Raw genomic sequence first — 13,028 nt, 5'->3', positions numbered from 1 at the left:
ACCCGACCACCGCACCGTCATGGGTGTACTGCTGCCGGCAGCGTGTCTGCCGGGCCCTGTTCGATCTCGACTACGAGAGAAACCACCATCATGCGGACACCGAACGTCTACTCCAGCGAGTATGCATTGAGCGCGCTCGACGATGAGGTATCTCTCTGAGCCGATCTGCGGGTGCTTGGGACCGTCCGCAGCACAGGTCCGACACACGGATGGGAACCAGAGCGTCCGCCGAGCTTCCCGCGGCGCCGCCGACCGGCCCGGCGCGTCGACTGCGATTCTTCGGTCCCCTTCGGCAAGCACGGCGGGTTCCGCCGGGTTGGCGGGCCGGGGCACAGGGATCGGGTGGGCAAGCGCCGGGCATGGACGCTCCGGAGATCAGGGTGACCTCGATGAACGCGATGTCCGTCAACGCCGTAACGATGCGGTCCGCCGCGGCCGTTGCCAACGCACGCGCAACCGCACGAGGCTTCCTCGAAGACCTGCGGCAGCCGACCTGAGGAGCCGCGGACACCGCGGTCCTGATCGTGTCCGGGCTCCTCACCAACGCATCGCGCCACGGGCGCGGGCACCTGCACACTGGAACTGACGGCCCACCCGGACACCATCGAGGCGGCCGTCCACGATCCCGGCTCGCAGGTGCCACAGATGCGCACCCCTGACCTGTATTGCGACACCGGGGAAGCCGAGTGCGCGCCTCTGGCCCGGTAGTGCCACCACCCAAGCCGCCCGGACGGGCCGATGCATAGAATCCGATCTCATGCCGAAGCCTGACGAGCTGATCGTTGACATCGCCGCCCTTGTGGAGTCCGGGCAGAGCAATCAGATGTCCCTCACCGTGGTCACCGGTGGTGCTGTCATCACCGGCCGCCTGGCCCCCGAAGCCGTGTGGAGGCAGAGGGTGTCGGAGGTACTGATGGATTCCGCCCACCTGGGCGACTTCTCCGCTGTCTTCGACACCCCCACGAAGAAGGACGGGCCGCCCACACATCTGCACTTCCATCTCGCCCGGATCCTTCAGGGCGCTGTGGGGATCCCGGAGACGGGCGGAATGTACCGCGTTGCGATCGAGGACGTCAGTGCCTGGACCGTGGGTGACTTCAGCTACTCCGACCACTGACCCACTGAGCCTCTGCCGTGCCGGAAGCGCACGGCACGCAGTGAGGGCCCGACCGGCGCGCACCGGTCGGGCCCTCACTCATACAAGAGCGCATACACATCGACTCCTCCCCGTGCCGCCGACCGTTGTTGCGACGTTCGTCCGGGAGAGTCGTTCCAGGAGCACGCGCCTCTCAGCCTCTCCCTGCCCGGGCCCCGGGGCGGCTTCCCGTGCTCAGGAGGGGGTGGCGAGCACGCGGTTGAGCGCGCTGCCGGGGCGGCTGGTGAGGTCCTCCCAGGTTCCCTCCTCGATGATGCGGCCCTTCTCGAGGACGGCGATGCGGTCGGCACGGCGGATGGTGGCCGGCCGGTGGGCGATGACGATCGTGGTGCGGCCTTCTTCTCGCAGCGCGGCGGCGAGCTGGGCGTCGCCGGTGTTGTCCAGGTGGGCGGTGGACTCGTCGAGGACGAGAACGCGCGGGCGCACCAGCAGCGCGCGGGCGAGGGCGATGCGGGCTCGCTGGCCTCCCGAGAGGGTCGCCCCGCGCTCCCCGACGAGAGTGTCCATCGCGGCGATCCGGTCGACGCCGCACCGGCGCGCTGTCGTGGCGAGCAGGTCGTCGTCCGCTTCGGGCGCGGCGAGCCGCAGGTTCTCGGCGAGGGTGCCGTGGAAGAGGGGTGTCTCCTGTCCCACGAGGACGACCGCGCGCCGCAGTTCGGGGTCGCTCACGTCCTGGAGGTCCACGGGGTCGCCGTGGGCAGACAGCAGCTGGACCACTCCCTCGGAGGGGTCCCAGAACCGGGCCAGCAGGTGGGCGCAGGTCGACTTGCCGGCTCCCGAGACACCGACCAGGGCGAGTGTCCGGCCCGGCGGGACGGTCAGGTCGACGCCGTCCAGCACGGGGTGTCCGCCGTAGTCGAACCGCACGCCGTGCAGCCGGACACCCAGCGGACCGGGCGGCAGGGGGCGGGGCGCGGCGGGCGGCGGGGCGAGGGCGGGGGCCTTGACGGCCGCGCCGACACGGGAGGCCGCGGCGCGCAGTGCCACGGCCTGGCTCAGGGCACGGGCCGACTCCGCGACCGGACCGAGGACGGACAGGGCCAGGGCCATCGCCGCCGGGGCCCATGCGCCGTGCAGCCGTCCGGACGTCACGGACTGCGCCGCCGCGGCGACCACGCCGAGCACGGCGGCCACGATGAGGAGGTCGCGGACCGCTGCGGCGACCGCCTCCCAGGTGGCCTCGGCACGCTGGGCGTCGCCCACCTGCCGCCCCCGCTCCGCCAGCGTGCGGCGGCGTTCCGCGAGCCGGCCGAAGGCGAGCAGTTCGCGCAGTCCGTCGACGGTCTCCACCGTGTCGGCCGACAGCCTCGCCGCGGCCGTCCGGGTGCGGCCGCCGCGTGCCGCGCGCCCACGCGCGTCGGTGAAGGGCGCGGCGGCGAGCAGGGCCGCGACCGGCAGTACGGCCGCCAGCAGCCACGGTTCCACCACGGCGAGGACCAGGGAGCCACCGGTGAAGATCGTTCCGGAGGCCAGCAGTTGGGCGGTGGTGTGGGCGTAGAAGAACTCCAACGCCTCCACGTCGGCCATGGCGGTGGCGGCGAGGTCGCCGCTGCGGCGGCCCGCGATGCGGGCGGGCGCGCTGCGGGCGAGTCCGTCGAAGACGCGCACCCGCAGTACGGCCAGCACCCGGTAGGCCAGGTCGTGCGAGAGGTCCATCTCCCGCCAGGTCGTCAGGGCGCGGACGAGGACCAGGGCGACGAGCGCGGTGACGGTGACGGCCGAGGGGTCCCGCCCCTCGATGACGGCGGTACCCACGGTGTGCGCGGCCAGGGTCACGAGCGCGACGAGGGAAGCCTGTTCGAGGAGGGCGGCGGCGCAGGTGCGGGCCGTCATGGCGCGGTGTGCGGCGAGGGCGGGGAGGAGGGCCCGCAGCGCGCCTCGCGCGGGTACGTCCGCTTCGGAGGGGGCGGTGGTGGCGGTGGCGGTGCTCATGCGGCGAGTTCTCCTCGGTGGGCGCGGCCGGCGTCGACGAGCCGCGCGTAGACGCCGCCGGCCTCGACCAGGCCGGCGTGCTCGCCGACGGCGTCCACCCGTCCTTCGTCGAGGACGACGATGCGGTCGGCGTGCCGGACCGCGGCCAGCCGGTGGGCGACCACCAGGACGGTCCGGCCGCTCGCGGCGTTCATCAGTTCCCGGAGGATGTCCGCTTCACGGCGTTCGTCGACCGCGCTGGTGGCCTCGTCGAGGACCAGCACCGGGGCGTCCGCGAGCAGGGCACGCGCGAGGGCGAGACGCTGGCGCTGGCCGCCCGAGAGGGTGGCGCCGCGCTCGCCGAGGACGGTGGCGTAACCATCGGGGAGGGCGGCTATCTCGTCGTGGACCCCGGCGACGCGCGCCGCTCGGGTCAGGTCGTCGTCCGTCGCGCCGGGCCGGGCCAGGCGCAGGTTGTCGGCGATGCTGGCGTGGAAGAGGTACGTCTCCTGCGAGACGACGGCGATGCCCTGCCGCAGCGAGTCGAGCGCGTACTCGGTCGTGGGGCGCCCGTCGAGCGTGATGGTGCCCCGCTGCGGGTCCTGGTGGCGCAGGAGCAGGGCCAGCAGCGTGGACTTGCCCGCGCCGGAGGGGCCGACGATCGCCGTCGTCCGTCCCGCCTGAGCAGTGAAGGAGACGCCGTCGAGGGCGGGCGACGGTGTGCCGTCGTAGGCGAACCGGACGTTGTCGAAGCGCACTTCGGGCGGGGTGGTCCAGTGGGCGGGGGCCGCTCCGGTGTCGAGGACGGCCGGCTCGGCGGTCCGCAGGGCCGCGAGGCCGTCCGCGGCCGACACGCCCAGGTATCCGGCGTGCCATTCGCGGGCCAGGTCACGGACCGGCCGGAAGCACTCGGAGGCCAGCAGCAGCACCAGATAGGTACCGGTCGCCGTGGTGGATCCGGTGACGGCCGACCAGCACGCCAGGAGCGCGGCCGCGGCGGTGCCGCCCTGGATGGCGAGGTCGGTGATGGCGGTGTCGACCAGGGACACCCGCAGTTTGGCGACGGTCGCCCGGTGCAGCGCGGCGGACCGCTCCTCCAGGCGTGCGCGGGTGCGCCCGACTGCGCCGGCGGCACGGAGGGCGGGCATGCCCTGGAGCGCCTCCAGGTAGTCGGCGCCGAGCCCTTCGTAGGTGTCCCAGTGTTCCTTGCCGCGGGCGGCCAGAAGCCGGTCCCAGGCGCGGGGCCCTGCGAGGGCCAGCAGCAGGGCGGGGACCAGGCCGAGGAGTGCCCACGGTTCGACCACGGCCAGGGCGGCCAGCACCAGGGGCGGCACGGTGAGGGTGATCAGAAGCTGGGGCAGGTAGCGGGAGACATAGGCGTCGACGCCCTCCACCCCGTCGACGAGGGTGGTGCGGACGGCTCCCGCTCGCGCGGTGGTCAGGTGGGCGGGACCCAACCGGCCCAGCTGGACGAGGAGTTCGTCCCGCAGGGCCACCCTGACCCGGGCCCCGGCACGGGTGGCGGTGCGCCGCTGCCACACGGCGAGCCCCGCGCGGGCGGCGACGACGGCGAGCACCGCGGCCAGCAGCCACGGGAGCCGGCCGGTGTCACCGCGGGCCAGGTGGGCGAGCGCGAGGGCCAGCAGTGCGGCCTGCGCCAGGTGGGTCAGGGTGACGGCGCCCTGCAGCAGGGTGGCCGCGAGCAGGGGGTGCCGGGCGTGCCCGGCGGCGCGGCGCAGCTCGGGGTGGACGATCACGTGGTGTTCTCCTCGTCGGCGTGGCGGGTGCCGAGGGCCAGTCCGTGGACGACCCAGTCCCGGTCCGGCGCGGCTCCGAGGGCGGCGCCGAGGTCGGCCTGCTGCCAGGAGCCGACGGGCCGGGCCCCAAGGCCGTGGCGCAGGGCGGTGACATGGGCAAGGTGGACGGCGAAGCCGGCCCGCAGGTGTGCGCGGCGGATGTGCGTTGCGTCGGCGTCCGCGGGGCAGCCGTGGGCGAGCAGGACGGCGCCGGCGTCCGCGATCCACGCCTGGCCCGCGGCCCAGGCGGCGAGCGTCGGGCGGGCCTCTCCCGCGGCGTACCGCCGCAGGGTCGTGCCGTCGGCGGACAGTGCCAGCAGGGCGGGTCGCGGCGGGCCCACCGCGGCGCACCAGCGCAGGTCGCCGGTGCCCGCCCGTTCGGCGGTGGTGAGGACCTCCCGCAGCGTGTCCTGGGACGAGGCGCCCGGCAGCGGCGGTGGGGTACTGCGGCGCGCCAGCAGTTCGGCGGGGGTGGGCGGGCCTCCCGGCAGGTCCGGGACACGGGCGCCAACGCCCGGATGCGCCTGGCCCCGTCCGCCGTCCTGGTGCGCCGAGCCGCCCCGCCCGCCGGGCGGCGGGATGTGCACGGCGGCCAGTGGGCTCTCGGCGAGTCCGTCCAGCCGTACCTCGGGCTCGCCCGTGCCCGTCGCGCGGGCCGCGAGGAACAGGGCCGCGGCGGCGTGCCCGGTGTCCAGCAGGAGCAGCGGCCAGGCCCGGTGGCCGTAGTGGGAGACCGTGCGCCGTGCGGTGACGGAGAGTTCGGCGGTCACGCCCGGCGGTGTGTCCCCCGGTTGCCGGCCGAGGCGGTGGACGCGGTGGCGCAGCGGGTCGTAGCCGTAGCGGCCCGGCGGCAGGGAGCAGCCCGCGCCCACGACCAGCTCGGTGTCCACCGGGTGCAGCGCACCCGCGGAGGACACGGGCCGGAGGCGTCCGGAGTCGTCCCCCCCGGCCAGCGAGAGGCGCAGCAGGGCCCCGAGGTCGAGGTCTGCCGGGCCGGCCGACGGGAGTGGGCGCGGCGGCCCGGACCAGACCCGGACCGCTCCCCCTGCGGGTGTGTCGGGTCCGGGGGGCTCTGGAGAGCGTGCGCGGGCGAGGGCGGCGACGAGGTCCACCGGGCGGTCCTCGCGGAGGTCTTCCACGGGTGCGACCCTCACATGTGCGGCGGAGGCGCCAGCGTGAAGTCCTCCGGCGCGCGCGGCGGGCTCGTGCGCCACCCTCGGGCGACGGCGGCCTCGGCGAGGCGCGGGCAGCCGAAGTAGCCGAAGGCGGCGGGGGCGTTGGGCAGCAGTCCGGAGACGAGCACCCGGGCGACGCGCAGGGAGGTCTCGGCCACGTCCTCCGTGGTGAGGTCGAAGGTCATGACCCGGTGGCCGCCCGCGGCCAGCGTGCTGTCCAATCGCTGCCGGCTGCCGGGCTGGACCTCGTCGAGGGACACGGTCCCGAGCGCGGGTTCGGTGAACCGCCTGGCCTCGGCGGCCATCCTCTCGTCCAGCCACACCTGCACATGGGCGCCCAGGTCCCGCACGTGCTCGAACTGCTCACCGCACGCGTCGAGATAGCGGCCGTCGGCACGATGCTCCAGGTACAGCCCGCGGGCGAGCAGCCCGGCCTCCACGGCCTGGAACACCCAGCCGTCGGATTCGGTCAGGCCCTGGGTGAAGACCCAGGTGTGGACGGCTTCCAGGACCGCCTTGCGGGCGGCCTCGGCCGGGTCGTACTTGCAGGCGAACCCGGCGGCGTACAGTCCGAGGCGCGGGTCGTGCACCAGCGCGGCCATGCAGGGAGCGAACTCCGAGTGCATCTCGACGATGTGGACGTCGAACGCGGAGCCGGCGAGGTCGTCGGCGAGGCCGGGCACGCTCGCCGGGTCGATGCCGCGGGCCGGGCCGTCCAGATGCCACCACAGTTCCAGGGCGTCGCGTTCGACGATCTCCAGCAGGCCGCGTTCCAGGGCGTCGTCGAGACCCTGTCCGGTGGCGATTCCGGCGTAGTTGAGGTGGTGGGTGCGGGGCAGCTCGCGCAGTTCGCCCTGGCGCCAGTTGAGATGGGTGAGCGCGACGGGTGCCCAGACCTGCGTCGTTCCTCCGCCGGGCAGCAGTTCGGTGCCGCGCGTCCACAGGGCCGGGGTGTCGGGGGTCAGGGGGCGGTAGGGAAACTTCTCCCGGGCGTACTGCCAGTCGGCGTACGCGGGCAGGTCCTCCGGGCCGTAGAGTCGCAGTCCCTTGTCGGCCAGTTCGGCGGCGGTGGCCCGTACGGGTGCGTCCCTGTGGCCGGGCGGCGGCACGCGATTGCCGCAGTATCGCTCCACCCCCTCGGCTATCGCGGCGACGCGGGCTTGACCGGGGTCGCCGAAGGTGGTGCCGAGAGAGACCCGGTCGGCGGGCCACAGGCCATGTTTGCGGGCGTCGGATATCTCGGCCGTGAGCGCGGTGTAGCGGGGCGGGGCGCCCGCGGGGTGCTCGACGGGCTCGACCTTGCGGACGATGCCGCAGACGGGGTCGACGAGTGCTTCCAGCGGCAGCGTCGTCATCTCAGGATCTCCTCCGCGGGGTCGACGGGGGTGGGGCGGGACGGGAGCACGGGCAGGCTCAGCAGCACACTGTCCGGACCGATCTCGCGCCGAGAGGCATGCAGGCGGTTCGCCGTCACCGGGTCCTCCCCGGTGTGCGGATTGCGGGCGTGGGCCGGGAAGTGATGCCCGGCGATCTCCAGGCGAAGCCGGGTGCCGGCGGGCAGCCGGCGCGCGAGCCGACCGAGTCCGACGGTGAACGCGTCCTCACGGCCTGCCGGTTCGTCGCGCCGGACGATCCCGACGGCGAGTCGCTCGGCGCCCTCTTCCGGCGTGAGGGCGACAAGCCGGACGGCCCAGTCGGCGGACGGCGTGTGGGCGGTGGCCCGCAGGCTCACGCTCATGGGGCCGACCACGTCGAGCGGACGCTGCAGCGGCGGGGCGACCAACAGGCAGCGGTCGGGCGGGCCGTCCGTGGGGACGGTCAGGTCGTCGGAGCGGACGGGCCGGCCGGGGTCGGCGGTGAAGGCGGCCCCGTGCAGCAACCGCGGCCGTCGGGTGCGCGGTTCACCGTTCGTACCGGCGGGCAGCCACAGGGCGGCCCCACCCAGCCCTTGAGCGCCGTGGCGGCCGGGGGCCAGTTCGCCGGTCAGGGCGCGGCGGGCCCAGCGCACGTACAGCTCGCCGAGGTTCACCCGGTGGGCCGGGCCGGCGTCGGGGCCGGGCGCGGCAACGAGGCCGTGCCCCCAGGGGCCCAGCAGCAGCCGCGCCGAGGGGCCGCCCCAGGCGTGCCACAGTGCGACGGTGTCCTCGGTGAAGTGGTCGTGGTGACCGCCCACCGCGAGCAGGGGCACGGCGGCGTGCGCCGCCCGCGCGATCAGGCGTCCGCGGTCGCGGTGCCGCCACAGCCCCGCCCAGGAGGGCAGCCCGCGGCCCAGCCGTTCGGGGAGGCCGGTGAGCGGCAGGTGGGTGAGGAGACCGGGGTCCGCCGCGAGGGCCTTGTCCAGCGCGCTCTCGTCCGAGTCCGGTCGGTCGCCGTGGGCGGCCCACCATCCGGCGCGGGACAGCAGCCGTTCCACGCCGGACGCCTCACGTGCCGTCTCCGCGGGACCGAGGGCGGGTACGGCCGCGAGGACGGCGTCGGGCCGGGCGTCCTCGGGCACGTCGAGCGCGAGGACGAGGGCGCAGTGGGCCGCGTAGGAGGCGCCGACGGCCACCAGCCGACCGTCGCTCCACGGCTGCCGCCGGATCCAGCGGACGGCCGCCGCGCCGTCGGTGGCCTCGCTCCCGTACGGGTGCCACTCCCCCGGTGACGCGAACCGGCCACGCACGTCCTGGACGACGGCGGCGAACCCGCGGCGCGCCCAGCCGCGCGCCTCGGCCCGGTGTCGGGTCCGGTCGTACGGGGTGCGTATCAGCACGGCCGGGAAGGGGCCGTCGCCGGCCGGGAGGACCACGTCGGTGGCGAGTTCCTCCACGGTCGTGCCGAACGCTGTCATCCGCCCTTCTTCGGTATCGGTGCGACCTCGGGCACCGGGAGGACGGGGTGCTCGGTGACAGTCAGCGTGCGCAGGTCCACGCGGCGGAGCCGGCGCCGGGACGGCAGGCCGGCCGTGTCGGGGGCGCCGGTGGCCCACCGATTGAGGTCGTCCGCGAGCAGCGCCGCGAGCAGCGTGGCGGCGGGTGGGGCGAGCCGGACCGGCGCGCCGGAGGTACGGGGTCCGCTCCAGTACGCGGCCAGTTCGCGGTGGGCGGGGGTGGCGGCGAGCCGACGGGACCGGACGTGCGCCGAGGTGACGTCTGAGGGAGCGGCGGCCACCGGCTCGACGTACGCCTGCCAGGCCTCGCGGTGGCAGCGCAGCCACGCGACGCCGTGGTCGGGCAGGCGGTCGGCGGCGTCCCACAGCCCGTCCGGGACGGGTCCGTCGAGGCACCACACGACCGCGGCGGGGTCTCCGTCGAGCAGGTCCTCGACGGCCACCGGTGATCCGTCCGAGGCGGGGACGGCCTCCGTCGTGCGAGGCCGGGCACCCAGGGCGGCCAGCTGCGCGGCGAGCGGTTCGGTCAGCACCGGGTCGCCCACGATCCGGATGTCCCGGCGAGCGGCGGGCCACTGCGGGTCCTGCGGCCCTTCCGCCAGATAGCCGGCCTCCTCGAAGGCCCGCACCACACGGTCGAGTTCCTCGTCCACCGGGCCTGTGGTCACGCCCGTGAGCCTGGAGAGCAGAACGTCCTCGTCGGCACCCCCTGTCCTGACGCTGAAGAACTCCCCTTCCGGGGTCCGGACGGCGAGCCCTCGCCCGGGCACGGCGACGACCTCGACACCGGGGACGAGTCGGCTGCGGGACACGACGATCCTCCTGACGAAAGGGGTGGGGGATGGGCGTGGGCCCGCCCGGAAGGCAACGGGCGGGCCCACGGTCGAGGGGGTGGGCCCTCGCTTACTCCTCGTTGTCGTCGAAGGGGTTCTCGACGAGCGCGTTGGAGTGGGAGGCCGAGGCGTGGGCCAGCTGGCCCTGGTCGGCGATCGGCGTGAAGATCTGCTCGTTGTCCATGAACTCTCCTTGTTCGTACGGGAGTTACGGCGTTCGGGTGAGCGCCGTGACGCCACACTAATGAATGTGATTTTCATATTCTAGATCCGAGAGGGGGTGATCTGGGTAACACACCGGCCAGCCTCCCTCGGGGTCCCGGCCGACCCGCCCGGCCACCTTCAGCACGTCCGCCAGCAACCCCGGGGTCACCACCTCACCCGGTGCCCCGTCGGCCACCACACGGCCGTCACGCAGGGCGACGACGCGTTCGGCGAACCTGGCCGCGTGCGCCAGGTCGTGCAGCACCATCACCACGGTGAGCCCGCGTTCCTCGCGCAGGCGGACCACCGTCTGCAGCACGTCGAGCTGGTGGTGCAGATCCAGGTAGGTGGTCGGCTCGTCGAGCAACAGGACGCGCGTGTCCTGGGCGAGCGCCATCGCGAGTCGGACCCGCTGTCGCTCGCCTCCGGACAGCGCGTCGACGTCTCGGTCGGCCCACCCCTCCACCCCGACGTCCCGCAGCGCCCGGTGCACCACGGGGTCGTCGCCCTCGCGCAGCATGCCCAGCGGTCCGCGCGCCGCGTACCGCCCCTGGCGGACGAGATGACGTACCGCCATGCCCGGCACGGCCGGCGCGGACTGGTGCAGCAACGCCACCCTCCGGGCCGTGGCGCGCCGGGACAGCCGGGCGAGGTCGTCCCCGCCGAGCCGAACGCGCCCTTCGTCCGGCTGCAGCAGCCCGGCGGCCAGCCGCAGCAAGGTCGACTTGCCGCAGCCGTTCAGCCCGATGAGGGCGGTCAATTCGCCCGGGCGGACGGTCAGGTCGACGCCCCGCAGCACGGGTCGCCCGGGGTAGCCGAAGTGGACACCCTCGACGTGGATCCCCACGGACTCGGTCATGCTCTGTCCTCGATTCGACGTCAGAACGAACGGCTCGGCGTGCGGCGCACGACTACCAGCAGCAACGCGGCCCCGAGGCAGGCGGTGAGCGCCCCGACCGGCAGCGTGAGCCGTCCGGAGCCCAGCGCCCCCGCCAGCAGCCGCGAGGACAGCTGCGCCGCCGCGTCCGCCCCGCACACCACCACCGCGCCCAGCAGGGCGGCGCCGGGCAGACTCACCCGCAGGTCCGCGCCGAAGACGGCCACGGCCAGGTGCGGGACGAGCAGCCCCACGAAGCCCAGCGCCCCTACGGCTGCCACCGCGCCCGCCGTCAGCGCCACCGCGCACAGCAGGGCCAGGGTCCGGGCCCGGCGAGCGGAGAGGCCGACGGCCAGGGCGATGTCGTCCCCGCAGCGCAGCAGGGTCAACGGCCCGGCCAGCAACCAGGCCGCGACCCCCCAGACGAGGGCCCACGGCCACAGCAGGTGCCAGTGCTGCCACACCCGGCCCTCCGTGGTGCCCACCAGCCATTGGACGACGCTGCCGAGTTCGCCCGGCTCCACGAGGAGCACCATGGCGGTGAGTCCGCCGAGCACCGCCGACACCAGCACCCCGTGCACGGCGGTCTGCGCCGGGTCACCGCGCCCGCGGCCGGCGAGCAGCCACAGCAGCGCGGCTCCGGCGCACCCGCCCGCGCACGCGGCGAGGACCACGGCCAAGGGCGAGTCCCACCCGGCGAGCCCCAGAGCGGTCGCGGTGACAGCGCCGAGCACCGCCCCCGGGGTCACGCCCGTCACCTCCGGTCCGGCAAGGGGATTGCGCAGGGCGGACTGCAGGACCAGCCCCGCCATGGCCAGGCAGGCGCCCGCACAGAGAGCCACCAGCAGCCTGGGCAGGCGCAGTTCGAACAGGATGTGGCGCTCCGTCGCGTCACCGCCGCCGTTCAGGACGGCCCAGGCCGCGCCCGGGGGCATGCCGCGCCCGGCCACCAGTTCCACGCCGGCGCACACGACGGCCAGTGCCGCGAGAGCCGTGAATCGCCGGGTCACCGTACGTCCTCCGTTCTGGTCGCCCCGGAAGGGGGCGGGCAGCCACCGCCGATCCCGCCGCGCCCGGGCTCGTCTCCGCTGACGTCGTCCGACGCCGGGGCGCCGGAGACGTCGTCCGCCGCACCGGAAGCCGCCTTCCGCGGTCCGGGCAGCGGCTCGCGCACCACGGCCGGTGCGGCCGTCCGGCGCCACGCCGACCGACGCCGGGACGCCCGGCCGCGACCGCCCGACCGCATCAGCGCGACCCCGGCCGGCACCCCCAGCAGGGCCGTCCACGCGCCGGCCGGTGTCTCCACGGGCGCCAGCGCCAGCCGGGCCGGGACATCGGCGACGACCACGACGACCGTGCCCCAGGCGGCGGACCACGGAAGCCAACGCACGGCTCCTGCAGCGGGGTTGAACCACCGGGCCAGGTGCGGCGCGAGGAAGCCCACCCACGCCACGGGCCCGCACACGGCCGTCACCGGGGCGATCAGCACCACCGCGATGGCCAGTGCCGCCAGCCGGGCGTGCTGGGCGCGCACACCCAGCGCCTCGGCGTCCTGGTCACCCAGCCGCATCACCGACAGCACCGGCGCGCACAGCACGAGTGCGGGGACCGCGACGAGCAGCCACGGCCACAGGCCCGTCACGTCGTCCCAGGTCCGGGCGGACAGGGAACCGAGCAGGTAACGGTAGATCAGCTGGAGGTCCAGCTGGTCGGCCATGACCATCAGCACCAGCAGCGCGGCCTGCAACGCGGCCGCCACCGCGGCGCCGGTCAGCAGCACCGCGGACGGACTGCGGCCGATCCCGGCGGCCAGGAGCGTGAGCCCGCCGCCGAGCGCGGCCCCGCCGATGGCCGTCATCGGCTGGACGGCGGCGGGCAGTGACAGGCTCAGCACCAGCGGCGCGGCCACCCCCAGCGCGGCACCCGACGACACGCCCAGCATCTCCGGCACCGCCAGGGGATTGCGCAGCGCCTCCTGGAGCACCAGTCCGGCCGCCCCCAGACAGGCCCCGGCGACGAGCGCCAGCATCAGCCGGGGCAAGCGGAGTTCGGTGACGACGATCCCGGCGAGCGTGGTGTCCCCGTCCAACACCGCGGCGACCAGCCGGTGCGGTGGGACGTAGGGGGTGCCGAGGCTGAGCGCGCAGACCGAGGAGACGGCCAGCAGCACGACCACCAGGAGCGGCTGCCCTCGGTATGCCCCG

11 protein-coding genes are annotated in these 13,028 nt (G+C 75.0%); 1 reads left to right on the top strand and 10 read right to left on the bottom strand.

Annotated features, from left to right (window positions below):
• The first annotated feature begins 757 nt into the window (after positions 1–757).
• The gene (locus ACIHAR_RS07185) at positions 758–1,117 is read left to right on the top strand and encodes a hypothetical protein (protein ID WP_400017610.1); all 360 of its coding nucleotides are present in this window, start codon (positions 758–760) and stop codon (positions 1,115–1,117) included.
• A gap of 213 nt (positions 1,118–1,330) precedes the next feature.
• On the opposite strand, the gene ACIHAR_RS07180 is transcribed toward ACIHAR_RS07185, so the two are convergent.
• The 10 genes from ACIHAR_RS07180 to ACIHAR_RS07135 all read right to left on the bottom strand — a co-directional run bounded on the left by ACIHAR_RS07180 (position 1,331) and on the right by ACIHAR_RS07135 (position 13,000).
• A complete protein-coding gene (locus ACIHAR_RS07180) occupies positions 1,331–3,088 on the bottom strand; it encodes an ABC transporter ATP-binding protein (protein WP_400017608.1) in 1,758 nt (585 codons plus the stop codon).
• Positions 3,085–4,824: an ABC transporter ATP-binding protein/permease gene (locus tag ACIHAR_RS07175; RefSeq protein WP_400017606.1), complete on the bottom strand. Its 1,740-nt coding sequence runs from the start codon at positions 4,822–4,824 to the stop codon at positions 3,085–3,087. Before ACIHAR_RS07175 ends, ACIHAR_RS07180 begins: the two co-directional genes overlap by 4 nt.
• Positions 4,821–6,002 carry a SagB/ThcOx family dehydrogenase gene (locus ACIHAR_RS07170; RefSeq protein WP_400017604.1) on the bottom strand — a complete coding sequence of 394 codons (1,182 nt, stop codon included), beginning with the start codon at positions 6,000–6,002 and terminating at the stop codon, positions 4,821–4,823. The genes ACIHAR_RS07175 and ACIHAR_RS07170 overlap by 4 nt, the downstream gene beginning before the upstream one ends.
• Positions 6,003–6,013: 11 nt before the next feature.
• Positions 6,014–7,393: a YcaO-like family protein gene (locus ACIHAR_RS07165; RefSeq protein WP_400017602.1), complete on the bottom strand. Its 1,380-nt coding sequence runs from the start codon at positions 7,391–7,393 to the stop codon at positions 6,014–6,016.
• Positions 7,390–8,871, bottom strand: coding sequence for a CocE/NonD family hydrolase (locus tag ACIHAR_RS07160; protein ID WP_365453315.1), 1,482 nt, complete (start codon positions 8,869–8,871; stop codon positions 7,390–7,392). The genes ACIHAR_RS07165 and ACIHAR_RS07160 overlap by 4 nt, the downstream gene beginning before the upstream one ends.
• On the bottom strand, positions 8,868–9,722 hold the full coding sequence (locus ACIHAR_RS07155) for a hypothetical protein (RefSeq protein ID WP_400017599.1): 855 nt from the start codon (positions 9,720–9,722) through the stop codon (positions 8,868–8,870). The genes ACIHAR_RS07160 and ACIHAR_RS07155 overlap by 4 nt, the downstream gene beginning before the upstream one ends.
• Before the next feature lie 91 nt (positions 9,723–9,813).
• Complete coding sequence (gene amiA / locus ACIHAR_RS07150; protein ID WP_240797855.1) at positions 9,814–9,927, bottom strand: streptamidine family RiPP; 114 nt, start codon at positions 9,925–9,927, stop codon at positions 9,814–9,816.
• 57 nt (positions 9,928–9,984) lie between these two features.
• Positions 9,985–10,806 carry an ABC transporter ATP-binding protein gene (locus tag ACIHAR_RS07145; protein ID WP_400017596.1) on the bottom strand — a complete coding sequence of 274 codons (822 nt, stop codon included), beginning with the start codon at positions 10,804–10,806 and terminating at the stop codon, positions 9,985–9,987.
• A 20-nt stretch (positions 10,807–10,826) separates the two neighbouring features.
• Complete coding sequence (locus ACIHAR_RS07140; protein ID WP_400017594.1) at positions 10,827–11,834, bottom strand: FecCD family ABC transporter permease; 1,008 nt, start codon at positions 11,832–11,834, stop codon at positions 10,827–10,829.
• Positions 11,831–13,000, bottom strand: coding sequence for a FecCD family ABC transporter permease (locus ACIHAR_RS07135; RefSeq protein WP_400017592.1), 1,170 nt, complete (start codon positions 12,998–13,000; stop codon positions 11,831–11,833). Before ACIHAR_RS07135 ends, ACIHAR_RS07140 begins: the two co-directional genes overlap by 4 nt.
• Positions 13,001–13,028 lie beyond the last annotated feature (28 nt).

It is taken from the genome of Streptomyces sp. NPDC052016 (genome assembly GCF_044548445.1).
Lineage (GTDB): Bacteria > Actinomycetota > Actinomycetes > Streptomycetales > Streptomycetaceae > Streptomyces.
Note: the sequence above shows the minus strand (reverse complement) of the source record. Positions and strands in the feature narration are given on the sequence as shown.